The organism is Vibrio sp. 10N.286.48.B8, assembly GCF_003050085.1.
In the GTDB taxonomy this organism is placed as follows: Bacteria; Pseudomonadota; Gammaproteobacteria; order Enterobacterales; family Vibrionaceae; genus Vibrio; species Vibrio crassostreae.
Genome location: NZ_PIGD01000013.1, coordinates 91,113 through 115,227, shown reverse-complemented (window position 1 = coordinate 115,227; position 24,115 = coordinate 91,113). Strand labels below are relative to the sequence as shown.

General features: G+C 44.4%; 18 protein-coding genes, 1 other RNA gene and 1 pseudogene. 11 read left to right on the top strand and 9 right to left on the bottom strand.

Going from position 1 to position 24,115, the window contains the following annotated elements:
• The first annotated feature begins 237 nt into the window (after nt 1–237).
• The 3 genes and pseudogenes from CWO08_RS15755 to CWO08_RS15745 all read left to right on the top strand — a co-directional run bounded on the left by CWO08_RS15755 (nt 238) and on the right by CWO08_RS15745 (nt 4,764).
• Nucleotides 238–1,950: a chitinase gene (locus CWO08_RS15755; RefSeq protein ID WP_108020754.1), complete on the top strand. Its 1,713-nt coding sequence runs from the start codon at nt 238–240 to the stop codon at nt 1,948–1,950.
• A gap of 222 nt (nt 1,951–2,172) precedes the next feature.
• A pseudogene (locus CWO08_RS15750) lies at nt 2,173–3,712 on the top strand (Na+/H+ antiporter NhaC family protein).
• A 458-nt stretch (nt 3,713–4,170) separates the two neighbouring features.
• On the top strand, nt 4,171–4,764 hold the full coding sequence (locus tag CWO08_RS15745) for a GPR1/FUN34/YaaH family transporter (protein WP_017056721.1): 594 nt from the start codon (nt 4,171–4,173) through the stop codon (nt 4,762–4,764).
• Between the two features lie 161 nt (nt 4,765–4,925).
• Here CWO08_RS15745 and CWO08_RS15740 read toward each other — a convergent pair whose 3' ends face one another.
• The 4 genes from CWO08_RS15740 to CWO08_RS15725 all read right to left on the bottom strand — a co-directional run bounded on the left by CWO08_RS15740 (nt 4,926) and on the right by CWO08_RS15725 (nt 10,349).
• On the bottom strand, nt 4,926–6,473 hold the full coding sequence (locus CWO08_RS15740; RefSeq protein WP_048658817.1) for a sodium:alanine symporter family protein: 1,548 nt from the start codon (nt 6,471–6,473) through the stop codon (nt 4,926–4,928).
• A 455-nt stretch (nt 6,474–6,928) separates the two neighbouring features.
• Nucleotides 6,929–8,299: an MBL fold metallo-hydrolase gene (locus CWO08_RS15735; RefSeq protein ID WP_102478558.1), complete on the bottom strand. Its 1,371-nt coding sequence runs from the start codon at nt 8,297–8,299 to the stop codon at nt 6,929–6,931.
• A gap of 147 nt (nt 8,300–8,446) precedes the next feature.
• A complete protein-coding gene (locus CWO08_RS15730) occupies nt 8,447–9,214 on the bottom strand; it encodes a 1-acylglycerol-3-phosphate O-acyltransferase (RefSeq protein WP_102478557.1) in 768 nt (255 codons plus the stop codon).
• A 196-nt stretch (nt 9,215–9,410) separates the two neighbouring features.
• Entirely contained in the window at nt 9,411–10,349 is a 939-nt protein-coding gene (locus CWO08_RS15725; protein WP_048658812.1) for a hypothetical protein, read from the bottom strand.
• 270 nt (nt 10,350–10,619) lie between these two features.
• Here CWO08_RS15725 and CWO08_RS15720 point away from each other — a divergent pair, with 270 nt between their 5' ends.
• The 4 genes from CWO08_RS15720 to CWO08_RS15705 all read left to right on the top strand — a co-directional run bounded on the left by CWO08_RS15720 (nt 10,620) and on the right by CWO08_RS15705 (nt 16,187).
• A complete protein-coding gene (locus CWO08_RS15720; RefSeq protein WP_108020753.1) occupies nt 10,620–12,332 on the top strand; it encodes a bifunctional 2-polyprenyl-6-hydroxyphenol methylase/3-demethylubiquinol 3-O-methyltransferase UbiG in 1,713 nt (570 codons plus the stop codon).
• A 49-nt stretch (nt 12,333–12,381) separates the two neighbouring features.
• Nucleotides 12,382–13,110 carry a DUF429 domain-containing protein gene (locus tag CWO08_RS15715; RefSeq protein WP_108020752.1) on the top strand — a complete coding sequence of 243 codons (729 nt, stop codon included), beginning with the start codon at nt 12,382–12,384 and terminating at the stop codon, nt 13,108–13,110.
• Between the two features lie 81 nt (nt 13,111–13,191).
• Nucleotides 13,192–14,001 carry a M15 family metallopeptidase gene (locus CWO08_RS15710; protein ID WP_108020751.1) on the top strand — a complete coding sequence of 270 codons (810 nt, stop codon included), beginning with the start codon at nt 13,192–13,194 and terminating at the stop codon, nt 13,999–14,001.
• Nucleotides 14,002–14,306: 305 nt separating this feature from the next.
• Complete coding sequence (locus CWO08_RS15705) at nt 14,307–16,187, top strand: RimK/LysX family protein (protein ID WP_108020750.1); 1,881 nt, start codon at nt 14,307–14,309, stop codon at nt 16,185–16,187.
• Between the two features lie 203 nt (nt 16,188–16,390).
• On the opposite strand, the gene ssrA is transcribed toward CWO08_RS15705, so the two are convergent.
• Nucleotides 16,391–16,757: a transfer-messenger RNA gene (ssrA, locus tag CWO08_RS15700) on the bottom strand.
• Nucleotides 16,758–16,823: 66 nt separating this feature from the next.
• Nucleotides 16,824–17,309, bottom strand: a complete 486-nt coding sequence (smpB, locus tag CWO08_RS15695) for an SsrA-binding protein SmpB (protein WP_004735156.1) — start codon at nt 17,307–17,309, stop codon at nt 16,824–16,826.
• Between the two features lie 119 nt (nt 17,310–17,428).
• Here smpB and CWO08_RS15690 point away from each other — a divergent pair, with 119 nt between their 5' ends.
• Together CWO08_RS15690 and CWO08_RS15685 are read left to right on the top strand one after the other, a co-directional pair.
• Nucleotides 17,429–17,857 (top strand): SRPBCC family protein, encoded by a 429-nt coding sequence (locus tag CWO08_RS15690; protein WP_017106599.1) that lies wholly within the window; start codon nt 17,429–17,431, stop codon nt 17,855–17,857.
• A gap of 3 nt (nt 17,858–17,860) precedes the next feature.
• Nucleotides 17,861–18,172 (top strand): RnfH family protein, encoded by a 312-nt coding sequence (locus tag CWO08_RS15685; protein WP_009848325.1) that lies wholly within the window; start codon nt 17,861–17,863, stop codon nt 18,170–18,172.
• Nucleotides 18,173–18,353: 181 nt separating this feature from the next.
• On the opposite strand, the gene bamE is transcribed toward CWO08_RS15685, so the two are convergent.
• The 3 genes from bamE to nadK all read right to left on the bottom strand — a co-directional run bounded on the left by bamE (nt 18,354) and on the right by nadK (nt 21,721).
• Nucleotides 18,354–18,713 carry an outer membrane protein assembly factor BamE gene (gene bamE / locus CWO08_RS15680; RefSeq protein WP_009848326.1) on the bottom strand — a complete coding sequence of 120 codons (360 nt, stop codon included), beginning with the start codon at nt 18,711–18,713 and terminating at the stop codon, nt 18,354–18,356.
• Between the two features lie 167 nt (nt 18,714–18,880).
• Entirely contained in the window at nt 18,881–20,545 is a 1,665-nt protein-coding gene (gene recN / locus CWO08_RS15675) for a DNA repair protein RecN (protein ID WP_107899052.1), read from the bottom strand.
• Between the two features lie 291 nt (nt 20,546–20,836).
• Nucleotides 20,837–21,721: an NAD(+) kinase gene (gene nadK, locus CWO08_RS15670; protein ID WP_017066747.1), complete on the bottom strand. Its 885-nt coding sequence runs from the start codon at nt 21,719–21,721 to the stop codon at nt 20,837–20,839.
• Nucleotides 21,722–21,864: 143 nt separating this feature from the next.
• On the opposite strand from nadK, the gene grpE reads away from it, so the two are divergent.
• Both grpE and CWO08_RS15660 read left to right on the top strand, forming a co-directional pair.
• Entirely contained in the window at nt 21,865–22,446 is a 582-nt protein-coding gene (gene grpE, locus CWO08_RS15665; RefSeq protein WP_019823922.1) for a nucleotide exchange factor GrpE, read from the top strand.
• A 388-nt stretch (nt 22,447–22,834) separates the two neighbouring features.
• Nucleotides 22,835–24,109, top strand: coding sequence for a dicarboxylate/amino acid:cation symporter (locus CWO08_RS15660; RefSeq protein WP_019823920.1), 1,275 nt, complete (start codon nt 22,835–22,837; stop codon nt 24,107–24,109).
• The last annotated feature ends 6 nt before the right edge of the window (nt 24,110–24,115 follow it).

The following is a 24,115-nucleotide window of genomic DNA, read 5'->3' as shown; positions in this document are numbered from 1 at the left end:
TCATAGCATTAAAGGCTTATGAGCCATACCTAGAAATCAAATGAACAATGCCTAGAAACCAAATGAGTTGGAAACTAGATATCAGCTCAAGAAACTATGAGACGCTTTGTTGTGTTGAGCTATATATCAAAAATATCACTCGCACTTTTTATAAATTCACACAGCAACAGCTAGGCCATTTCTCACGCGCCGCATACTCTTTGATGGACTTATTAAGGACAGATAAGAGAATCCATCATGTTAAAAATCAAATATTTGGCGACAGTACTGGGCTGCACATTGGTAGCGCAAAGTCATGCGTCTTTGAACATTCAACCTGATCCGCAAAACCCGAATGGTTACCTTGTTGAAAAGTCGGCATTACAAGCTGCTGAACAAGCAAAAACATCCGATCCTATGTATGCGATCTGGTCACAAGCATTACAAACTCGTTCGAACACAATCGTTGAAGCGATTGAACCCGGTTCCCCATCTAACTCTGAAAACGTAAAGCGGGTTGAGCGTGTGTTCCCTCAATCTGAATGGGATTTCCTTACTCAGATGGCGGCTCCAGAATACACTTACACTCGTTTCTTACGTGCGATTGGTAAATTCCCTGCGTTCTGTGGAGAGTACACTGATGGCCGTGATTCTGATGCTATCTGTAAGAAATCCATCATCACCGCTTTTGCTCACTTCTCTCAAGAGACAGGCGGTCACATCGCGATAGACAACACCTCAGATAACCCATTAGCTCTAGAAGAGTGGCAGCAAGCGCTGGTACATGTTCGTGAAATGGGGTGGTCAGAAGGTCAAGAAGGCTACACCACTGGTTGTGGTCAGAACGATTGGCAAAATGCTCGCTGGCCATGTGCCGCGGGGCAGGGCTACTTCGGTCGTGGTGCTAAACAGCTTTCTTACCACTTTAACTACGGTGCTTTCTCTGAGGTGATGTTTGATGGTGACGCGACAGTGCTTCTCAACAATCCGGGCTTGGTAGCGGACTCTTGGTTGAACTTAGCGTCAGCTATCTGGTTTTTCTTAACACCACAAGCACCTAAGCCTGCCATGCTGCATGTCATTGACCGTACATGGACACCATCTCAACGTGAACTGGATGCCGGTATTGGTTATGGGTTTGGTACCACAATCAACGTGATCAACGGTGGTATTGAGTGTGGTGAACAGAATAAAGACAAGGGCCAACCAGTCAACCGTATTCGTTACTGGGAAGGGCTAGCAGCGCACTATGAAATTCCAGTAGAAGCGGATGAAGCGAATACCTGTTGGCAGCAAACACCTTATGGAAGCTTGAACCTCAACGGTGCCACTGACGTGTTGTACACCAACTGGGATGGTAACTGGAAATACTACGCAGATCGCCCAGAAGGGTATTCATTTGAGTGCGAGTTGGTTGGTTTCCAAACTGCTTATTCCGCGCTGGTGGCGGGCGATTACGAGAAGTGTGTGACCAATTTCTATGGCTCTCATGCAAGCTGGCCGGAAGTGAAAGTGGTCGATAAGCTTGATCCGGTAGACCCAGGTACTGATCCCGGTGGTAATGGTTGGAGTGCGACTAAGGTTTACAATGCGGGCGACCAAGTGACTCACAACGGCGCAACCTATGAAGCGAAATGGTGGACACAAGGGGATGACCCTGCCAATGGTGGCCCTTGGAAATTGGTTGCTGGAGAGCCAACACCGCCGGTTGTTACTGATCCAGCTCCTGTTGATCCTGTGCCTGTCGATCCTGCTCCGGTAGACCCAACACCAGTTGAACCGCCAGTTACCGAGCCACCTGTCGTTGTTGACCCATCTGTGTTTATCACATGGCAAGCTGGCGTTAGCCAAGTGAGTAATGGCGATAAAGTGACGCATAACGGTAAGTGCTTCGTGGCTAAAAACGGCCCTGGCGTCTGGGAAAGCCCAGTTCAATCGAATTGGTTCTGGGATGAAATCAGCTGTCAATAATTACTCAGCTAATTAAGTACCTCAACTGACGAATCAAAGCCGAAAGTGATTGCTTTCGGCTTTTGCGTTTCTGCTCTGCGTTCCTCGATTATCTAACGCAAAACTTCTTAGCTGAATGCTAATTTTCCATTTAGAGAATAAAGTCCTGTACAAATGCTGAGTGTGAATTTATATTCACTTTTAAATTATACTTATTCTTTATTTTAGGGTTAAGGTTTACCTATGGAACAGACAGGTATCACGTCACTCATCCCCATTGTGATTACTTTGGTGTTGTCGTTGGCGACAAGGAATGTAGTGATTGGCCTTTTTGCTGGCGTACTCAGTGGTGTAGCTATGCTCACCGGAATGTTTAGTGAACTAAATCCTCTTGATACCTTTGGAACCATGGTCAAAGGCTACCTAGTACCACAGCTTACGGATAGCTACAACGCAGGTGTGATTATGCTGTTGGTGTTCATCGGTGGTTTTGTCGCTTTGATGGAAAAGTCCGGTGGCGGCGTCGCGTTTGCAAAGCGAGTGACTCAGTGGGTAAGCAATAAATGCCAAGCTCAATTGTCAGCATGGCTGGGTGGAATCGTTATATTTTTCTCAGACTTAGGTACTCCGCTAATTGTTGGCCCTGTTTTTCGTCCTCTTTTCGATAAACTAAAACTTTCAAGACAGAAGCTAGCATTCATCATCGATTCTACGTCATCACCAGTCGCAATCCTTATCCCTTTTATCGGCTGGGGTGTTTACATCATGAGTCTGATTCAAAAAGAGTTTACGGCTTTGAATGTCAACATGTCTGACTGGGATGCTTTTATCGGTGCGATTCCTTTCCAGTTCTACGCATTTCTCTCGATTTTCATCGTTCCGCTCGTGTCCGTTAAAGGTTTAGACTTTGGACCAATGGCAAAAGCCGAGCGTGATTGCCAAGCGGGGATTAACTCTGGCGTGAATAACGAATCACTCAATGCGTTCTCGCATAAAAATTTTTGTCTGGGCACCATTGTTAGTGATGTTGGTGGTGTTGTGCGCCATGTTGGTTCCACAAGGCTTTCCATTCCAAAAGGTCGCAGGCTCATCATTCAGAGCGGCATTATCTTCGGCTTATTTCTTTGCCGCGATTACCTTGATCTCGCTGATGGCTTACTACGGCGTGAGAAAACTGTCGGATGGCGTTTCTGTGTACCTAAAAGGCATGGGAAACATGATGCCAGTGGCAATAATCTTGGTACTGGCTTGGGCGTTAAGTACTGTCGGTAAAGAGTTAGGAGCAGCGGCTTATATTGCTGAACAAGCACAGAGCGGTTTCCCATACTGGTTAGTACCTGCGGTCGCTTTTTTGTTATCGGCTATTATTTCATTCGCAACGGGCTCATCGTGGGGAACCTTCGCGATAATGATGCCATTGGTTATTCCAACCGCGATTGCAATAGATGCTCCGCTACTCGTCGCAATTGGTGCCGTGTTATCGGGTGGCTTGTTTGGTGATCACTGCTCACCGATCTCTGAAACCACGATTCTTTCTTCAACAGGTGCCGGGTGTGACCAGTTTGAGCACTTTAAGACACAGCTGCCTTACGCATTGATGAATGGCTCTATTGCTCTGATTAGTTTTGTAGTCGCAGGCTTTACGGGAAGTGCATTGGTTGTGTTGGGCGCTCTTGTTGCTCAGCTTATCCTTGTGACTCTGTTAGCTAAGCGCGATGCGAGTAAAAACGCTTCTTCAGACGTTCAATCTCAAGTGTCTGAATCTAAAACACAACAAGCGTAATTTAAGATTACGAATGGGGAACAGATACGGGATGCGAGTAATCGAGTAACGAAAAGCTAGCTCTCTATTGTCTAAGTTTGATGCTAAGGGTTCTCGCTTACTCAAATCTGAAGACTCTTTTCGCATCCCGCATCTCGTTACCCGCAACTTTTTCATATGCATATTACTAACTTCAATCTCAACACGCTCTTCGTATCCCGCTTACTCGAATCTAAAGACTCTTTTCGAATATCACATCTCGTTACTCGCATCTTTTTTATAGCGCGATAGGGAATTTGTTTACTTATAGTTTCTGTGAATTGATTTGTGTCGTTATGAAACTAATCTTCCATAAGATCATTTACACAATCTTAGTTTTCGATAACTGGATTACCTAGTTGAGCGGTTTATAGATTAAAATTTTCTTACAAATTTTATCGATTTTTTTTAATCAACCACTTTAATAAGGTAAATTCGCAATGTCGACCAAACTAGCTAACCCAGCGCCACTAGGCTTAATGGGTTTCGGTATGACCACTATTCTTCTTAATATCCACAACGCAGGTTTCTTTCCAATCGATTCAATGATTCTTGCTATGGGTATTTTTTACGGTGGTTTGAGCCAAGTTATCGTGGGCACAATGTGTTTCAAACGTGGTGACACGTTCGGTACAACTGCGTTTACTTCTTACGGCCTATTCTGGTTGTCTTTGGTTGGTTTAATCGTAATGCCTTACATGGGCCTACCAGCAAGCCCTGCTGCATTTATGGGTTGGTACCTACTTCTATGGGGCATCTTCACTGGCTTCATGTTCATCGGTTCTCTATGCTACCCAGTAGCGAAGCAAGTAGTATTCGGTTCACTAACTATCTTGTTCTTCCTACTTGCAGCTCGTGATTTCACTGGTAGCGAACTGATCGGCACTATCGCTGGTTTTGAAGGTATCTTCTGTGGCGCTTCAGCTATCTACTTTGCAATGGCACAAGTAATCAACAACGAATACGGCCGCACAGTTCTGCCTATCGGTGAGAAGAAAGCACCTCAACTGGCAACACAAGAAATCGCTGCTTAATACTCTAACTCGGGAACAGTTAGTTTGTTATAAGCCGTTTATTGGTTATGAATAAAACAAAAGGGGTTAGCCGAAATGGCTAACCCCTTTTTTATGCGTTATTAATAGCGCGAGTTAAAGCGAGCTATTTGCTAAAGCAATCCATTTGTTAAGGCACAAGCTTAAGCTGAAGGTTGCTCTACAGGTTTAGTGTCTGCAGCTTCTGTTTCAGGAGACTTGCCTGTTTTACGCTTGTACTTCTCTTCCCAGTAAGTTGCACCTTTAATGCCTAGTTTTACAGGGTTGAATGTGTACTCAGTTACGCCTTGTTTCTGCTGTTCTTCGTAGTCAGCTAGAGCTTTAAGCGCAGGCTTAGACATGAAGAAGATGATCAGAATACCCACGATGTTTAACCATGCCATCAAGCCAACACCAACATCACCCATTGCCCATGCAAGGTTAGCTGTTTTAACTGTGCCATAGAAAACTGCAGTGATAAGAACAAGCTTAAGTACGAACATCATGCCAGGGATCTTGATGGTACGACGTAGGTAAGCAATATTCGTTTCTGCGATGTAGTAGTAAGCAAGAATCGTTGTAAATGCGAAGAAGAACAGAGCAAATGCGATGAATGGCTTACCAATGCCTGGTAGTGCACTTTCAATAGCAAGCTGTGTAAATACAGGACCATTCGCACCAACGTTTGCTGCTAAGTTCTGAACAAGGAACACACCTTCTGCGCCGCCGTGAACGTTGTAAGCACCAGTGATGATGATCATGAACGCTGTAGCAGAACATACTAGAAGAGTATCGATGTAGATAGAGAACGCTTGTACCAAACCTTGCTGAGCTGGGTGATCAACACTTGCAGCTGCTGCCGCGTGAGGACCTGTACCTTGACCCGCTTCGTTTGAGTAAACACCACGCTTAACACCCCAACCAATTGCAGCACCGAAGCCAGCCATAGGTGTGAATGCATCACCAACAATCATTGCGAAAACAGTTGGCACTTGGCTGATGTTTAGCAGAATGATAACGAACGCGATGATGATGTAAGCCAATGCCATGAAAGGAACAACGATTTGTGTGAAGTTCGCAATACGTTTAACACCACCAAAGATGATGAAAGCAAGGATGATAGCAACAACAGTACCGGTGAAAATTTTAGCGAAACTGAATGTACCGACAGCTGTTTCAATCATATCACCTGAGCCAAATGCAGCTTCTACAGCATTACCAATACTGTTTGACTGAACACCTGGAAGCAAAATGCCACATGCAAAAATAGTCGCGATAGCGAAGATCCATGCGTACCACTTCTGACCCATTGCTTTTTCAATGTAGTAAGCCGGACCACCACGGAACTGGCCTTCGTCTTCTTCTTTGTAGATTTGCGCTAGTGTAGATTCTGCGTAAGCAGTTGCGGCGCCAAAGAAGGCTACAACCCACATCCAGAATACTGCACCTGGGCCACCGAAACCGATAGCGGCAGCAACACCAGCAATGTTACCGGTACCGACACGGCCAGATAGCGAAACGGCTAGAGCTTGGAAAGACGAGATGCCTTTTGATGAGCTTTTACCTGATAGTAGCAAGCGCCACATTTCAAAGAAGTGACGGATTTGAACAAATCGAGTCATGATGGAGTAGAACAAACCTGCACCTAAACATAGGTAGATAAGTACTGGGCTCCAGATTATTCCATTCAAAAAATCAACGAATGACTGCATGAGTATTTTCCCTGTTAGTTTTGCTTATGATTGTTTTTCGAACAACACAATACTTCACTTGTAACCCAAGTGTTAAATTATTTAACTGCGCATTAGGATTACTGTGACATAAAGCAAGTTATAGAGGGGGGTTGTTAATGCTTAGTGCTAATTCGATAATCGTCCCATTCAACCTAATATGCAACTAGTTTTGCTTTCTGGTGTTTTACAAAGTGAATAAATAGTGATTAATACAAAAAGGGGGATTTGAGATGCGAATAAAATACGAAATTAAAAAAGAGCAGCGGTTAAGGCCGCTAGCATAAACGGCTGATATAGGGGTTGTGGGATAAGTAGATTGGAATCTATCACCTGCATCGTGTGAGCTAGCAGATATAAGAAACTGTGTTTTTTGAAGATTCGATAATTGCGGCTTTAAGAATTACTTAGTGAAAGTTGTTAGTTTGATGACTGTTTCAAACAACTACGAACCCTCGCTCTTGTAATTCTTGAGCGAACTCCGACTGAGTATTTGGCTCGCCGTGAATCAAATGCACCTCTTTCGGTGGAGTCGCGATACCCTCTATAAATCGGTAGAGATCCTCTTTATCAGCATGGGCAGAATAGCCAGACATGCCATGAATTTGAGCATTAACCTCAACGTCTTTGTTATCAATAGAAACCTGCATTTCGCCTTGTTGCAGCTCTCGTCCGAGCGTTCCGTGCGCTTGATAGCCAGCTAAAATTACATCAGTTCGTTTATCGGGAAGCAAGGCGGATAAGTAGTTCATGATCCTGCCGCCCTGACACATTCCAGAAGCTGCGACCACAATCGCGGGTTCACCTGTCGACTTAAGGCGATTAACGATTTTCTTGTGCATTCGATGCCCATCAACGGTAATGCACTGCTCAAAAGCGAGTGGGTGACGGTTCAGTTCTAGCCGTTGCTTTGCTTCTTGTCCCCAGAGTTCTTTAAAGCGTCGATAGGAACGTGTCACTTTCTCTGCCATAGGAGAATCGAGGATGATAGGAATATCGGCGCTGAGCTGATGCTCAAAGATCAGGTGTTCGATATCAAATAGCAACTCTTGTGTTCGACCGATACTGAAGGCCGGAATTAGGATGACACCCCCATCAAGTAGCGAACGATCTATGATGCTTTTGAGGCGTTCTGCTCGTGTCGCAATATCATCATGTGTACTGGTGCCATAAGTAGATTCGATAAACAGATAGTCGGCTTGTTGTGGCGGCATCGGGTCGGGAAGTAAAGGTGTGTTGCTTGGCCCTAAGTCGCCAGAAAATACCACCACCTCTTGATTAGGTAATTTAATCTCGATATAGGCAGAACCTAAGATGTGCCCAGCGGGTTGAAAGCGGGCATGCAAAGTATTTGGCCTATGATGATCCTTTCCGTTTTTTTGCTGTTTAGACGTGATTGGAAACCATTCCCCGTAAGGCTTGGGAGCAATTAATGAATGAATCTTTTTGAGTATCAGCTTCGACTGTTTATTACTGAGTCCTTGCAGCTTTAAGCCATCCTCAATCATTAAAGGGGCGAGTTCAGCGGTGGCTTGCGTGCAATAAATCGGTTGGTTAAACCCACTGGCGAGTAACCAAGGTAATCGGCCAATATGATCAATGTGAGTATGAGTCAGCAGCAGAGCGTTGAGGTGGGATGTTTCAAATTCAATATCAAGAGGGTGGGTGTCCGCACCTTGAAGCTTTTTACCTTGAAGATCTAAACCTTGAAACAGGCCACAATCGATGAGCACCGCTTGGCCTGAATCTCTTAATTCGTGACAAGATCCTGTGACAGTATGTTTGCCGCCATGGTGAATCACTTCCATCGTTTACTCCCATTGCTCTATAAAGCCGTTAACGCCTGTTTTTATTTTGCGGATAAGCGCCAGTAAGTAAAACAAGAACAATGAGAGTTGCGATCGTTGAGTATCTTTTTAAGTAACTGAGCGATGACTCAGTGGGTTCGTTGTGAGTTAGTTCGTAGAAGAGCGGTCTGAATCCAACTCTGGGTTTTGCTGCGCCTCTAAACTAGCTACTTCGGCATCAAGCTCTGCTATTTTCTCTGCCATGAGTGCGTGACAGCGATTGGCCAGCTCCCTTGCATCGCTGAGCTTGTATCCAGACACATCGATAGGTTCCAGCATCTCGGTAATCGCAATACCGTTGTTTAATCGATTTAAGTCGATCTTATTGTGTGTGGTGCTGGTACACATCGGGGTGATAGGCACACCAGCTTCAATCGCCATTCGGAAAGCGCCTGTTTTGAATGGCAGTAATCCACGCCCTTTACTACGGGTTCCTTCAGGGTAAACCCAAACAGATAGATCTCTCTGATGAATCGCTTCCGCCACTTGTTTGATGGTATCGCGTGCTTTGGACTTGTCTTCACGGTTAATCATGATGTTACCGGTGATCCAATACAGCAGACCAAAGAAAGGCACGTACAACAAATCGCGTTTGCCCAATGAAACAGTGCGTGGTCTTAGCATTCCTGGGTCGGTCACAAAGTCCAATATGCTTTGGTGGTTAGAGATGTAGACGCTGTTTTCTGGTGTCGGGGCATTGTCGAGGCCGCGCTGCACCAGTTTTACACCGATGATCTTTTGGAGTTGGTTGAACCAACGACAGAAAACGTACACATGCTTGGGGTTCTTGGGGCTAAACAAGCAGTAAACAAAAGCACATAGAGTGGTGAGAATAATAAACACCGTAGCCAAAATAATACGAAGAACAGCAAGCACAATTCACTCCTTACTCACCACTGATGGCAGTGATTAAATAGTTTTAGATGCTTGAAGTTTTCACTCTATTTAACCGAATTGCAACAATTAACTGTGTTAGGGGGCTATTTTTAGATCTTTATATAAAACAAGGACTAACAATGGGCATTTGACACACTTATCGAGCTTACACGTGTTCACCAGTAATGGCTCATGATCACCAATACTGTTTATTTGGATCCGATTTTTCTACCCATTCAGGATCTTGACGCGATTCCAAGTAGAGTTGTAGGCCGTTATAAGACATGAAAGCTGCAGGGCCGCCGAGGTGTTCGAAATAGTCGAAATACTCATCTTCGAGCGCACATAGGTGGGCCAAATCTTCAACCTTGTTAGCTAACGCCCATTGAATGGCAAATACAGGCGCAACTGAGCCTGAAATATTCACCTCTTCGACGTTTGGGTTAAACATTGAATTAGCTTGCTCAAGCAGTATCTCTTCTTGTTCAGACTCTTGTTGTAGCACCTCTTCGACGATCTCCGAGCGCTTGGTATTAGAGACACTTTTGTTCAGCTTAGCGATTCGCAGTGCGTAGCTAAATCGGTCTGATGAAACGATGTCGACAAGCTGCGACAACAGCTCTTTGTCTACGCCTGCAGCCTTGGTGAAATAGTCTATACACGAATTGATTGAGGCATAACGAGTACCGTCAAACTCAAAGCCACTGGTTTCGTCGTATACCTCAAGTGGGATGTCATCAACCGACAAAGGCCAGCCTTTATAATCGACGCGTTGCTTGGCGATTTGATACATTTTCCACGCGCTGCGCCCAAACCCGCCAAGTGTCGAGCCCGAGAAATCAGAATCAATAAGCTCTTGCTCTGTCCAGTTCTCACCGATGCCAAGGTGCTTAGCGTACTTGTCTATCAGAGTGTGTTTTATCTGATCGCGCACAGACCAAATTGAGGTCAGATTCTTTGAATAGTTAATTCTCGCACACTCATTACAAGCCGGCAGTGCTATCGGTGAATGGCCAATCTTGGCAACAGCCTGCGCTGTCTTAGGGAATTCAACAAGGTTACTGGAAGGTTCACCACAAAACCAACAGGTGTGGCGCAGGTTGAATGGGGTATCTATGTGTGAGTATGTGTTCATTAGTCTTTATCGGCTAGGTGCTTTAGGCGAGTTAATCATCTTCAAACAATTATCTCTGTTCGCACGTCAGCTTGCACCTTGTTTGTTTTTGTTTTGCTGACGAAACTGATTCATGATGTGACTCGCCTGATGAGCTCATTAGGTAGATATTGATATAAAACAGTCACTAACGATAAATGTTGATTGGTGTGGCTGAACTTACATGAGCTGCTAGCAATCGCCCAAGCTCCCCATTACTATTGAGATAGACTCCTTACTCCAATAACGCATATGTCCTCATCGATTCCATTTTACGATAAAAATGCTCACACACTTTGCCAGCAGTACAACTCAGTTACGTTCGAGACGGTACATAAAAGCTGGCAAGCTTACTGGCCTTTAGAGGGCGATAAAGTACTAGATATCGGTGCAGGGAGCGGTCGTGATGCGCTATGGATGCACAAAGCCGGAGCTGATGTTATTGCGATAGAACCAAGTGCTTCATTACGCGAACAAGGCTCGAAATATACAGGCCCAAGTGTTACCTGGATTGATGATTCACTCCCCTCGCTTAGCCGCACTGAAAACCTCGGAATGCGTTTTGAGTTGATATTGGTGAGTGCGGTTTGGATGCATCTCGCTCCGTCTCATCGAGAGCGTGCATTTAGAAAATTGTCTAACTTGCTAGCTCCAAATGGCAAGCTGGTGATCACTCTGCGTCATGGGGAGTTTCAAGACAGTCGACAAGGCTATGAAGTCTCAGTTGAAGAGCTCGAGCGTTTATCAAAAAACAGCGCCTTGTTGGTTCGTCATGTTGATGATAGCCAAGATAGGTTGAACCGCAATGAAGTGTGGTGGCAAACCGTGGTGATGACATTGCCAGACGATGGCTCCGGTGACTTGAACAAGGTGCGCCACATTATTGTGAATGACAACAAGTCGGCCACATACAAGTTGGCTTTGTTGAGAACATTACTGCGAATTGCGGATGCTCATTCAGGCGCTGTGATTGATCGAACTGATGGGAAAATTTCTCTACCATTGGGCTTGGTCGCTCTGTATTGGGTTAGGCAGTTTAAGCGCTTGATTGATATCGATATAGAAGGCGCTGGGATTCAGCAAAATAGCAACACGAGTAAAGGCCTCGGATTTGTAAAAACGGATGGTTGGAACAAACTAAAGCATCTTAGTGCCGATGATCTAGCTATTGGTACTATGTTTTTAGGCGAGGAAGCCAAAGCATTGCAGAAGCTGTTTTCACAAACGATCAGTACTATTAAATCGGGTCCAGTGACCTTTATTTATCATGGCTCTAAAGAGAATAAGCTGTTTGAGATACTCCCACCTCAGCAGCGACGTAAGAGCCGAGAATCGCTGGTCATTGATAGTGAGTTCCTAGAAAGCTTTGGCTATTTCACTCTCGATGAAAGCCTGTGGGAGTGCTTTAGAATTTACCATTCTTGGATTGAACCGCTGGTGGTGAATCAATGGGTGATGGAGATGCAGCGTTTTGAGTTAAATCGACAGCGCAACATATCACTACAGACCTATCACGACTGTTTAGTCTGGATTGACCGAAACCATGATACTCGTGATGTACGCAAAAGAGTTGAACAGCTTAGAGCTGATCAGGCAGACATTGTCAGTGTTTGGAGTGGAAAATCATTAAAAAACGAGTATCACGTTGATCACTGTCTGCCTTTTGCTTATTGGCCGAATAACGACAAGTGGAACCTCTTTCCCACCACAAGCAAAGAGAATCTAAGCAAAAGTGACAAAGTTCCTACTGCTGAAAAACTTCGTGCGTCTAAGTCTCGTATTCTCGAATGGTGGCTATTGGCGTGGAACGATTCCGCTCATTTTGAACAACAGTTCTTTTCGGAAGCGGCTCTTTCTTTACCCAATATTCCATCACAGTGTCGAGATTTCGAAGAGGTGTTTGACGCTATGGGTTTGCAGGTACGCGGTGTGAAAAGCCGACTATTAATCAATGAGTGGCACTGATCGCAATTTACCCTCTAATTTAATCCTTTGAGTAACGGTAGAGTAAACGATGAAATACATCGGAATTGATGGCTGCAAGGCGGGTTGGATCGCTTGGATTGTCTCTGGCAATGAAACACCTGAGTTCAAGGTGGTGAAGACCCTCGAAGAGCTGGTTGATGATTTTACGGGATCAACAACATTAATCGATATGCCGATTGGCTTTAGCGATTCACTGACTCCAGATAGATTATGCGATAAAGCAGCAAGACGTTTCCTCACCAGCAAACGTGGCTCTTCCGTGTTTCCTGTTCCGTGTCGAGAGGCGGTTTACCAAACCGATTACATTGCGGCGTGCAGTGCTAATGTTGAGCAGCTTGATAAGAAGTTTTCTAAACAGACTTGGGGAATTGTGCCCAAGATTCGCGAGCTTGATGAACTCATTGAATCTCACCCAAGCCTTTCGATAAGGGAATCACATCCTGAGGTGGTGTTTGCAGCATTGAAAGGTGAACCGCTGACGTTTTCCAAACGAACGCAAGAAGGCAAAGAGGAACGGCTTTCTATTATTCAGCAACTCGCCCCTCAATGGTGTGACGGCTTGTCTTTGGCCATTTTAAATACCAAGCGTAAAGACGTCGCGATAGACGATATTTATGACGCATTCATTTTGATGTTGATTGCTTATCACGCTCCAACATTGTCGTGCTTGCCTGAGCTTTCTGAAATCGGCGGAAAGGCTGATAAGGATCAGAACGGAAGAGTTCGAGAGATTGTCTATTGGGACAAAACGCGCTAACAAAGCGTGCGCTCCACTTGGCTTAATATGTTACTTTCCAACTTCTGCTACTTTTCACACTTACTATTTTGAGTCTTTGATATGAAACGTTTTATTGTCGGCTGGCTGGCCACTGTTCTCAGTGTTGCGAGTTACGGCCAAGTTGCCCCTACATCTCAATGGCAATGCGACATGATGAAAAAGAACAATGTCTTGAGTAGTGGTGCGCCTGTCGGTTGTGAGCGACTATCCAAAGTGGATTTCGATTTCATTAATTTCAAAGGGGAAACGCAACAGGGCAATATGATCGTGCTTGATGTGGTTGCACCTGCTGTTGAACAAATTTTTTCGGAGCTCAAACAGCGCAATTTTCCTCTTCATTCCGCTCGCCTAATGCGTGAATTCAGAGGTGACGATAACGCCTCAATGGACGCGAACAACAGCAGTGCGTTTAATGCTCGTCCTATTACAGGTGGAGGTGGTTGGTCGAAGCATGCTTATGGTGTGGCGATAGACATCAACCCAGTTCAAAATCCTTTCTTAGCGTTCGATAGCAACGGAAAGATCACGGTAAAGCCTTCACAATCTGCGACAAGTTATGTGAACCGTACTCGCTTTCGTGCGCGTGATGAAATAGAACGCCGCGGCATGGCTGAAGATGTGGTTGAGCTTTTTGCCCATCACGGATTTATGATCTGGGGAGGGGATTGGAATAGCCCAATCGATACTCAGCATTTTGAGGTCGGCTCAAGAAAGTTTGTTAACCAACTGCTCTCTAAACCACAACCTGAAGCTAAGGTGTTATTTGAGCGCTACGTCGAATCTTATCGACAGTGCTATCTCAAAAATAAAGGTGAGGACGCGGAAAAAGCTCGAGCTATCTGCGCAAAGAAAACAGTCGGGACTTTTTAGTGCTATGTTTATCTAGAACCGTTTGTGTTTTAGCAAGTTAAACTCGCTTCAGGTGTGTTTTGAATAGCTAAGGTCAGCGCTAGTCGTTGGCCTTTTTTGTATTCATTTCTCCAATAGAACACCGATCATTGAAAAGGTTATTGGGTATCCATTAGTCAATAATCGATAAGCGAATGCAGCGCAAAGTCATCGGTTTGTCATTGAAAAACTCATAGCGTTAACGTTTTGTGAGAACCATTACTGGTGGGGGAACTCTTCGCTGAAACGCCAGTATTATTAGTGAACTGATCACAACGGACCAACTAATGAAAAAGATACCTTTGGCTCTAACTCTTTTAAGCACTCTACTTTTTTCACAATACACTTTGGCTACTGATACTTCACACACCACTCAAAATCCTACTTACGAACTCGATGGTAAGTCGGTATTAGGCCGTACTGAGAACGTGTACCTATCTAGCGTTCAAGGGCTAAAAGACGTTCCTTTCATTGGTAAAATTGATACCGGTGCAGAAACCACTTCTATGCATGCTGAAGACATTCATGTGAAGAGCTCTAATCCCGATTACCAAAACCTCAAAGACAAAGAGTTGATGGCGGCGTTAACCGAAGACCTGTTGAACAATTCTGATGTTGATTACGATGATTGGGATGGCAGCACCTTTGCGAAATATGAAGCTGTGGTGTCTTTTAAGATCCAAAACCCACGCACGGGAGACATGGTATTAATCGAAGCGCCTTTAGAGCGTGTCAGCATGATACGCAGCCGCACTAGCAGCACGCCTTTACTTCGTCCTACCGTAAAAATGTCGCTTACCATTGCAGACCAAGAGCTAAAAACAGACGTTAACCTGACCGACAGAAGTCACTTCTCTGCGCCAGTATTGATCGGCAAAACCTTCCTTGCAGATAACGCTTTAGTGTTTGCGGGCTATGACTACTTACAAGAGCAAGAGAACGCAACGGTGGTTGGCCGTAAAGAGGTGGTTTCTATCTCGGGAATGGCGATGAATGCGACCTTCTCTTTAAAGAACCGCTACAGCATTTTGCATGCAAAAGACATCGATGTAGATAAGAAGAACAGTGAAGTGACGTTTGATATGTTCGACAACGATGGCAAGCAGAAAGAGATGACACTGCCATTAGTTCGTATGTTAAGCGTAAGTGGTAAGAAAAGGCCTTTGGTGTATGTGCCGGTTCAACTCGATGAAAACACAACCAAAGACGTTCTGGTGTACCTACGTGAGCGCTCGAGTAGTGAGTCGCAGTTGAGATTTGGTACCAGTACCGCCAGTGAACTTTTCATGATTGACACCAGTGCTGAGAATATTTTATCAGAAGGTTCAGAGAGCTTTAGTGATGTGGCGGAGTCTGGTGAGCCTATGATTATCTCACCGGAAGAGGACATCACCCTAGATGACTTCCCGCTTAAGGCTGTGGCTTCTTTTACTGTTAATACGCCTTTGTTGAAGGTCGACAGTTTTGAAATGACAGGTAAAGGCAAAGATGCTTCCGTTGAATTTTATCTTACGGATGTAAATGGTGAGAAGCAGAAGGTGACCAAGCCAATTATTAAGAAGCTTAAAGTCGGGGATGATACTCGCCCGGTTGTAAGTGGTGAGTTTGCGGTGTCTGGAAAAGTGCGTACGCAAGAGTTTGCCATCGACGTGCTCAATACGAATGAGAAAGAAGCGTACTTTATTTTAGGTAAGAAGATGGCGAAAGAGGGCGTTTACGTAAACACGCGCTCAGACTACCTATTGAAAGCCGAGCCGCTGTTTAAAGTTGGGCACATCGAAGTCGTTGAAGTGAATGGCATGAAGTTCCCGGCCAAGCTCGACACTGGTGCGGATGTAAGCTCAATGAATGCAGTTAACATCAAACGATTTAAGAAAGACGGCCAAGACATGGTGAGTTTTACCTATCAAAACAACCAAGGCGATAAGCAAGAGTTCACTAAGCCAGTGATTGATGTAATGCGCATTAAAGCCAAGAAAGGCGAGAAGGTGAACATTCGCCCTGTCGTTGAAATGAAGGTTAAGCTCGGTGACTTAGAGAAAGAGGTGAGAGTGAACCTTCAAGATCGTTCTCGCTTCGAATACAGTATGATTTTAGGTAAGAACTTCCTGAAACACGGCGCAGTAGTCAGCAGCGATGAAGATTACTTGTTAGGTGATGTGGAGTAACCCCTAACTAAGTTTGTAATAGAACCGTTCCAAACAGCCACACATTTCAGTATTGGGATGTGTGGCTTTTTTATTAGGTGTCTGTTTTTGACGTTGATGGTTTGAGTTCTAAACCTTTGTTATTTAGAAGTTTATCTACTACTACTCAACCTTTAGACAAACAAAAAGGGCCAACTCTTTCGAGTTGGCCCTTTCCAAACGTTTGGTGGAGCTGGCGGGAGTTGAACCCGCGTCCAAAAATCATTCATCATTGGTACTACATGCTTAGTCGATCTTTAATTTCACCAGCAACCTGCGAACCGACACGCTAGTTAAAGGCTAACCTGAATTATAATTCGCGCTTTTCCTCTCAGGTGGGAGAAGCCACGCTAGCTAGTTTGGGTTTGATCTCTTATTGGTCCCCGTCTTACGAGCGGAAGCTAGGGTAAGAGAGCTCTGAGCAGGTTATTAAGCTGCTAGTGCGTAGTTTTCGTCGTTTGCGACTATTTTTTTGCGGCTTTTAACGTGGCCAACCGCCCCACGGCATGCACCTCAGACTTCAAAATTCCTGTCGAATCCTAAATCAGCCCCAAGTGTTATTTGCATAGTACCAGAAAAGCTTACCCTGTCTAGCACTGTGCGTTTAAGTGCTTAAAATTAACGCAAATTACTCTTCATAATTCGTGCTTTATCTCTCGCCCAATCTTTTTCTTTCATATCAGTACGTTTATCGTGCAGCTTTTTACCTTTCGCAACGCCAACTTTAATCTTCGCCCAAGAGCGAGACCAGTAAAGTGCGGTTGCGACAAGTGTCATGCCTTCACGGTTAATACGACCGATAAGGTTGTCGAGTTCTTTTCTCGACATAAGGAGTTTACGAATACGTGTTGGGTTCGCCACGATATGAGTACTCGCTTGAGTTAGCGGAGTAATCGTCATACCACTGATGAATGCTTCGCCATCTCGGATGTAAACGTAGCTTTCTGCGATATTGGTTTTGCCTTCACGTAGGGATTTTACTTCCCAGCCTTGTAGCTCAAGCCCCGCTTCTATCTCATCATCGATGAAATATTCGTGGCGAGCTTTCTTGTTAAGCGCAATGGTATTACTACCGGCTTTTGATTTTGATTTATTCTTTGCCATAATGGCCTCATTATACGGATTGCGCCCTAGTTGGGGAATCCTTTTTATTTGCGCTCTGGCCCAATACAATTAAAATTGCAGTTTGTGTTAATGTAACGCTGTCTTTAACAGGAGTCTATATGCCAAAGGTTACTCGTTCAGCATTAGTGTCGTTTAGTGCCGACCAGATGTTCAGCTTGGTCAATGATGTTGCTCGTTATCATGAGTTTTTGCCAGGGTGTTCTGGTTCACGTGTGATCGAATCTTCAGATTCAACTATGGTGGCTTCGGTTGATGTCTCTAAAGCTGGTATCAGCAAAACATTTACCACATCGAACCGTTTAGCGGATGGTGCTGAGATTTTGATGGAGCTGGTGGACGGCCCGTTCAAAAAGCTGCAGGGTGGTTGGTACTTTACTCCGCTCGACGAGCAAGCTTGTAAGGTTGAACTTAAGCTAGAGTTTGAGTTCTCTAGCCGAATGATTGAAATGGCATTTGGTAAGATTTTCAATGAGCTGACGAGCAATATGGTCAGTGCTTTTACTCAACGCGCGAAACAGGTTTACTAAGCCATGACTATTGAATCGGATATGATCCACGTAGAGGTTGTGTTTGCACTTCCGCATGAACAGCGTGTGTTTACTTTGGTAGTGAACAAGCACGCGACCGTTGAAGAGATCATTGCGCAGTCTGGTGTTTTGGAATTGTATCCAGAGATCGACTTAGCGAAAAATAAGGTTGGTGTATTCAGCCGTAACGTGAAGCTTGATGCGACGGTTCGTGATAAAGACCGTATCGAAATCTACCGTGCGCTATTGGCAGATCCAAAAGAGATTCGTCGCAAGCGTGCTGAACAAGCAAAAGCGGCCGCAGCTAAATCGTAATGCTAAACAAATTTAAGTTAGAAGAGAGCTCGCATCTGCGAGCTTTTTTGTGCCTGTTAGTTAGACACAGCAGCTAATTTGTTAGCAGATGTTAAAAAGCCTGCTCATATGAGCAGGATTTTGCGATTCTTGCTTTGTCGACTGATAGCTTTATCGGCTGAGGGTTTTGTTGACTGGAAAGCTAGCGAAGGCTTTCGAAGAACTCATCACTGGCTTCAAAATCACCATTGATCGTTACTAGAGTGCCCGTAGCATCAAAGTTTACGACAAGGTTTTTCTGAATAGGGTCGTTGTGACCTTTCTGGTGGTGGTAAATGTAGTACCACGTATCTGGGTAGCCATTTTCGATAAGCATAGGTGAGCCCATAACGTAACGAACTTGTGTTTTTGTCATGCCAAACTTGAGCTGGTCGACAGCTTCTTGTTCAACATAGTTACCCTGATTGATGTCAATTCGATAAACCAACTTCTCTAATAGAGAGCAACCGGTCAACATTGTTAGTGCAAGTGGAACTGCAACTAACCACTTTTTAATTCGCATAGTTTGAGATCTTTCTTCGCTAAAATACTGCCTGATAATAAACAAGCTCCAGCAAGAAGTAAAAAGCTCCTTGCGCTTTGAGCTTGTTATGACTGGCAATTTTGAATTAAGTTGCAAAATTGCCAAGACTTTTCGGTAAATTATCAGAAAGTTGCTGAATATGTAACCTAAGCTGCGATTAATAGCTCTTTTGCGTTGGCAAGCGTCGATTCGGTAATTTGGCTGCCACCAAGCAGTCGAGCAAGCTCTGAAACACGTTGTTGCTCATCAAGCGTGTGCATTTGAGTCTCTGTTTTGCCCGATTTCGTGTTTTTCGCTACAAACAGCTGTTGGTGACCGCAACCTGCCACTTGAGGTAAGTGAGTCACACACATCACCTGTGTAGATTCGCCCAGCTTGCGAAGCATTTTTCCGACAACCGCAGCGGTTGGTCCACTGATACCCACATCGACTTCATCGAAAATCAGGCTTGGTGTATCCACTTTTTGCGCTGTGATTACTTGAATCGCTAGTGAGATTCGTGATAACTCACCACCAGAGGCCACTTTCGCAATCGGCTGCATTGGCTGGCCTGGGTTGGTCGAAACAATGAAGGTCACGTTATCCATACCCAATGGAGAAGGGTGTGTGTTGGTGTTGTTCACTTCAATGGCAAACTGCGCTTTTTCCATGCTCAGTTCGTGCATGCTTTGCGTGATCAGCTTGTTGAGCTCTTTTGCGTAACGAGTTCTAGATTTATGAAGCTTCTCTGATTTAGCCACGAACGATTGGTATTGGTTTTCTACCTCGCTGGCTAATTCTTCCAACTTTTCATCTGAGCAATCAAGTGCTTCAACTTGTTCTAATAAATCTTGATGGTGCTTATATAGCTCTTCTGGCAACACGTGGTGTTTACGAGACATTGACATCACTTTTGAGAAGCGTTCTTCAACGTAAGCCATACGACCGGGATCAACATCAATGCTGTCTAGGTATGTTCTTAACTCGTTGTTGGTTTCTTCAATCTGAATAATGGCTTCAGAAAGCAAGTTCGGTAACTCGGCCAATCTTTCATCGAGCTCAGCTAACTGAATTAAGGAGTTATTGGCCGATTGCAGAATACCAAGCGCATTAACTTCTTCGCCTTCATAAATAAGCTCGATAGCTTGCTGACAGGTTGTGGCAAGTTCTCCGCTATTGGAGAGGCGCTTATGCTCTTGTTCGAGGTCTTCATATTCTTCCTCCCCAATAGACAGCTCATTTAACTCTTTGATTTGGTATTCAAGAAGTTGTTTTTGAGCTTGGTTTTGCTGGCTATTTTCACGTAACTCTTTTAAGTGGTTATCCGCTTGTCGCCACGCTTGGTAAGCATTACGTGTTGATTTCAATAGGTTCAAGTGGCCTGCGTATTGATCAAGCATGGCCATTTGGTAATCGCTTTTCATCAACTGGTGATGCGCATGTTGACCATGAATGTTGATCAATAGTTGTCCTAGCGATTTCAATTGTGAAAGAGGGACAGGGCTACCGTTGATGAATGCACGAGAACGACCTTCTTTTGAGATGGTTCTGCGCAGGATACACTCACTGCCATCAAGCAATTCGTTGTCTTCTAACCAGCGGGTAGCATGCAGATTGTTCTCAAGTAAAAAAGCGGCACTGACTTCGGTTTTTTCTTCACCTTGTCGAACCATTCCTGCATCGGACCTTCCTCCAAGGCACAAGCCTAAAGCATCGATAGCGATAGATTTACCCGCACCAGTTTCACCGGTGATTGTTGTCATGCCTTTAGAGAGTTCTAGCTGTAAAGACTTAACAATAGCGAAATTATTAACACTTAAATGAGCCAGCATTTTTATTTACCTGTATAACTGAACAATACTGTATATAAGCTCAGTATATACTGTTTCTTTATACAGTAAAGTCGGCGGGTGAAAATTTTTTGCGACAGCTCTCAGAATTAAGCTTGTCTGTAGATCACTGAAACCGCTATAGATTCCCAACTCGGTCGTTCCTTCCTCTTGGGAATGACGATGTGGTGGATTGGCGTAAAGACAGAGATGGTGGGCTTTTAATCGGTAATAAAAAAGGCTGACGAATGTCGTCAGCCTTTGAAATTTTCGGTTATTGCTAGAGCTGTTTAGTTAGAACAGCTTACTCGACCAGCCTAGTTTGTTACGTAGAACGTGGTAGTAATTGTAGTCCTTAGGATGGATCAGTTTGAGTACATTTGGGCTTTGGTAAATGTGGATCTCATCGCCAGGGGAAACAGGCAGCGAGATTTGACCATCACAGCTGACTTCCTGAGTGCCGCGGTTATCAGGCGATACGATCAGCTTGATGCGGCGCTTTCCATCGACAACAAGCGGTCGGCTTGAAAGCGTGTGTGGGAACATGGGTACCAAAGAGATGGCATTCAAGCTTGATGACAGAATTGGACCGCCGCCAGAAAGCGAGTAAGCGGTAGAACCTGTTGGCGTAGAAACGATCAAGCCATCAGAACGCTGCGAGAAAGCGAAGCTGTCGTCGATATAGACTTCAAACTCGATCATGTGTGCAACTTGACCTGGGTGAAGTACCGCTTCGTTTAGTGCTGCATTATGGCTTTTTATTTGGCCGTGACGGTGAATTTCCGTTTCAAGCAGGAAGCGTTCCTCTTCCATGAACTCGCCTTTGAGAACATCAGTAAGCGCACTCTGGAAGTTTTCAGGGTTGAGATCGGTTAGGAAACCAAGGTTGCCTCGGTTAACACCAATCACTGAAATGTCGAAACGTGACAAGATTCGAGCGGCACCGAGCATATTTCCGTCGCCGCCGACCACAATGGCGAGATCGGCGCGTTTACCTAATTCAATCAGGCTAGAAAAATGTTCTTTTGGGATGTCGTCTAAAATAGTGGCGAGTCTGTCATCAACAAACACTTGATAACCCTCAGCACTTAACCACTGATAGAGCTCTCTATGAGTCTGAATTGCTTGCTGATCTCGAGGTTTACCAATAATGGCGATGACTTCAAATGGCTTTTTCATAACGTTTCCAAACGAATTAGGCTTGAATCAAAATTCTTCATCCCCATAATAAAGGCAAGTTGAACGTCTATGCGAGTGTTTTATATCAATTTGGGGCGCAAACACGCCTGTCACTTGCATTGAAAACGAATTCTGGAGATATCATGAGCAACGAAGAAAACAAAGTAACCGAAGAAGAGCTAGATCAGATCATCGCTGAAGCTGAGAAAGTTGAAGAAGCTGAGCTGAATGAAGACGCTGCTGATGAGCAGGAAGCAAAAATCGCTCAACTGGAAGCTGCACTGCTTTCTAGCGAATCTAAAGTGAAAGAACAGCAAGATTCTGTTCTTCGCGCGAAAGCTGAAGTTGAAAACATGCGTCGCCGTAGCGAACAAGAAATTGATAAAGCGCGTAAATTCGCTTTGAACAAGTTTGCTGAAGGTCTGCTTCCTGTCATCGACAACCTAGAGCGTGCAATGCAAGCGGCAGACGCTGAAAACGAAGTGGTTAAGCCACTGTTTGAAGGTGTTGAGCTAACGCACAAGACGTTCGTAGATACAGTTGCTAAGTTTGGTCTTAAAGAGATCAACCCTGAAGGTGAAGCGTTCAACCCTGAATTCCACCAAGCGATGTCTATCCAAGAAAGCCCAGATCACGAATCAAACACGGTTATGTTTGTAATGCAAAAAGGCTATGAACTAAACGGTCGTGTGGTTCGCCCTGCGATGGTTATGGTTGCTAAGTAATGACTTATTACGTTACCAACTGATTGACTGGCGCATTGACTGAATAAGTCGTGGCGGCAAAATAAATCACTGGTTTACGTGAAATGAAAAGAGAGGCATATGCCTCTCTTTTTTTATGTCTATAGCCTGAGAGTCCACGTAAATAAGCATCAAAACCGCATTAAGAATGTCGTTCTTTTTATTTCACTCAGATCAGCGATTTAGAGTTTTGTGTTATGAAACTTGTTGTGATTGAGTAAATGTTTTGATGTCACATTTGTGATGTTTTTGTAAATAAATACTTTTAATTGTTATCTTTGTATGTAAAATCCACTGCCATATAGCGATTTTGGTCGCATATATAACTATAAAAGTACAAATTTTAAACACAACAAACTGGAGAAGAACGATGGATAAATCGCTCTCAAGTAAAATTTTTGTAGGCTTGTTTGCCGGTCTACTTATTGGTACTGCTATTCAGTACCTATTCAGCGGTATTGCTATTTTTGATACGTATCTACTTGGTGCTGCCGAAGGTGCTGGTGGTATGTTCGTATCACTTATCAAATTGCTTGTAGTTCCTCTTGTATACGTATCTATTGTTTGCGGTATTGTTGAGCTAAAAGATATTCGTTCATTTGGTCGTCTTGGTGGTAAAACCTTTGGTCTTTACATTATTAACACCATCATCGCGATTTCAGCAGCGCTAACGATTGGTCTTATTTTCCAACCAGGTGCAGGAGCGAATCTAGCCGGTACGGTTTCTGAGACAATTGCGCTTACAACAACTGAAACGCCAGACATCTTCTCTCTTGTTGTTAACATCGTTCCTAGCAATCCTGTAGAAGCTTTCGCAAGCGGCGACATGCTACAAATCATCTTCATGGCAATTTTGACAGGTCTTGCTATTCAAGCGCTTGATTCTCGTGGTGGTCCAGCTATCAAGACATTCAAGATGGCTAACGAAATCATGATGAAGCTTATCGGCCTAGTAATGAGCTTGGCGCCTTACGGTGTATTTGCTCTGATGATTCAATTGGGCGCAACACTGGATGCAGATACGCTAATGTCAGTTGCTGGTTATGTGGCACTTGTGGTTGCAATGCTTGTGTTCTGGATTTTCTTCTTCTACCCAATGATGGTGGGTTCATTCACAGGTATTTCTCCAAAGCAGTTCCTACGTGCAACTCGTGAGCAAGTTCTATTCTCACTATCTACAGCAAGTTCGAATGCAACAATCCCAGTAACAATGCGTACTCTTACTGACAAACTAAACGTATCTAAGTCAGTAGCGGGTTTCGGTGTGCCACTAGGTGCAACAATGAACATGTCTGGTGTATCTATCTACATCGCACTAGCAACAATGTTCGTAGCAAACGCGTTTGGTCAGCCAATCAACACTGCTGATATCTTCACTCTAGGTCTAACTATCCTGCTATTGTCTATCGGTGCTGGTGGTGTTCCTGGTGGCGGTGTTGTGATGGTAGGTGTTCTATTGCACCAACTAGGTTTACCACCAGAAGGTCTAGCTATCGTTGCTGCTGTTGACCGTATCTGTGACATGTTCTGTACTTCTTCAAACGTAGTTGGTGATACAGCGGTGAACACTATCGTTGCTAAATCTGAAAACGAAATTGGCGTTGAAGCTAATGAAGAAGCTGAGTTACAAAAAGCAGAAGCTTAATTCAGA

What these genes read in the sequence shown, in the direction of transcription:
- CWO08_RS15755 (WP_108020754.1), top strand. Translation starts at nt 238, where the DNA reads ATGTTAAAAATCAAATATTTGGCGACAGTACTGGGCTGCACATTGGTA.
- CWO08_RS15745 (WP_017056721.1), top strand. Translation starts at nt 4,171, where the DNA reads ATGTCGACCAAACTAGCTAACCCAGCGCCACTAGGCTTAATGGGTTTC.
- CWO08_RS15740 (WP_048658817.1), bottom strand. Translation starts at nt 6,473, where the DNA reads ATGCAGTCATTCGTTGATTTTTTGAATGGAATAATCTGGAGCCCAGTA.
- CWO08_RS15735 (WP_102478558.1), bottom strand. Translation starts at nt 8,299, where the DNA reads ATGGAAGTGATTCACCATGGCGGCAAACATACTGTCACAGGATCTTGT.
- CWO08_RS15725 (WP_048658812.1), bottom strand. Translation starts at nt 10,349, where the DNA reads ATGAACACATACTCACACATAGATACCCCATTCAACCTGCGCCACACC.
- CWO08_RS15720 (WP_108020753.1), top strand. Translation starts at nt 10,620, where the DNA reads ATGTCCTCATCGATTCCATTTTACGATAAAAATGCTCACACACTTTGC.
- CWO08_RS15715 (WP_108020752.1), top strand. Translation starts at nt 12,382, where the DNA reads ATGAAATACATCGGAATTGATGGCTGCAAGGCGGGTTGGATCGCTTGG.
- CWO08_RS15710 (WP_108020751.1), top strand. Translation starts at nt 13,192, where the DNA reads ATGAAACGTTTTATTGTCGGCTGGCTGGCCACTGTTCTCAGTGTTGCG.
- CWO08_RS15705 (WP_108020750.1), top strand. Translation starts at nt 14,307, where the DNA reads ATGAAAAAGATACCTTTGGCTCTAACTCTTTTAAGCACTCTACTTTTT.
- smpB (WP_004735156.1), bottom strand. Translation starts at nt 17,309, where the DNA reads ATGGCAAAGAATAAATCAAAATCAAAAGCCGGTAGTAATACCATTGCG.
- CWO08_RS15690 (WP_017106599.1), top strand. Translation starts at nt 17,429, where the DNA reads ATGCCAAAGGTTACTCGTTCAGCATTAGTGTCGTTTAGTGCCGACCAG.
- CWO08_RS15685 (WP_009848325.1), top strand. Translation starts at nt 17,861, where the DNA reads ATGACTATTGAATCGGATATGATCCACGTAGAGGTTGTGTTTGCACTT.
- bamE (WP_009848326.1), bottom strand. Translation starts at nt 18,713, where the DNA reads ATGCGAATTAAAAAGTGGTTAGTTGCAGTTCCACTTGCACTAACAATG.
- recN (WP_107899052.1), bottom strand. Translation starts at nt 20,545, where the DNA reads ATGCTGGCTCATTTAAGTGTTAATAATTTCGCTATTGTTAAGTCTTTA.
- nadK (WP_017066747.1), bottom strand. Translation starts at nt 21,721, where the DNA reads ATGAAAAAGCCATTTGAAGTCATCGCCATTATTGGTAAACCTCGAGAT.
- grpE (WP_019823922.1), top strand. Translation starts at nt 21,865, where the DNA reads ATGAGCAACGAAGAAAACAAAGTAACCGAAGAAGAGCTAGATCAGATC.
- CWO08_RS15660 (WP_019823920.1), top strand. Translation starts at nt 22,835, where the DNA reads ATGGATAAATCGCTCTCAAGTAAAATTTTTGTAGGCTTGTTTGCCGGT.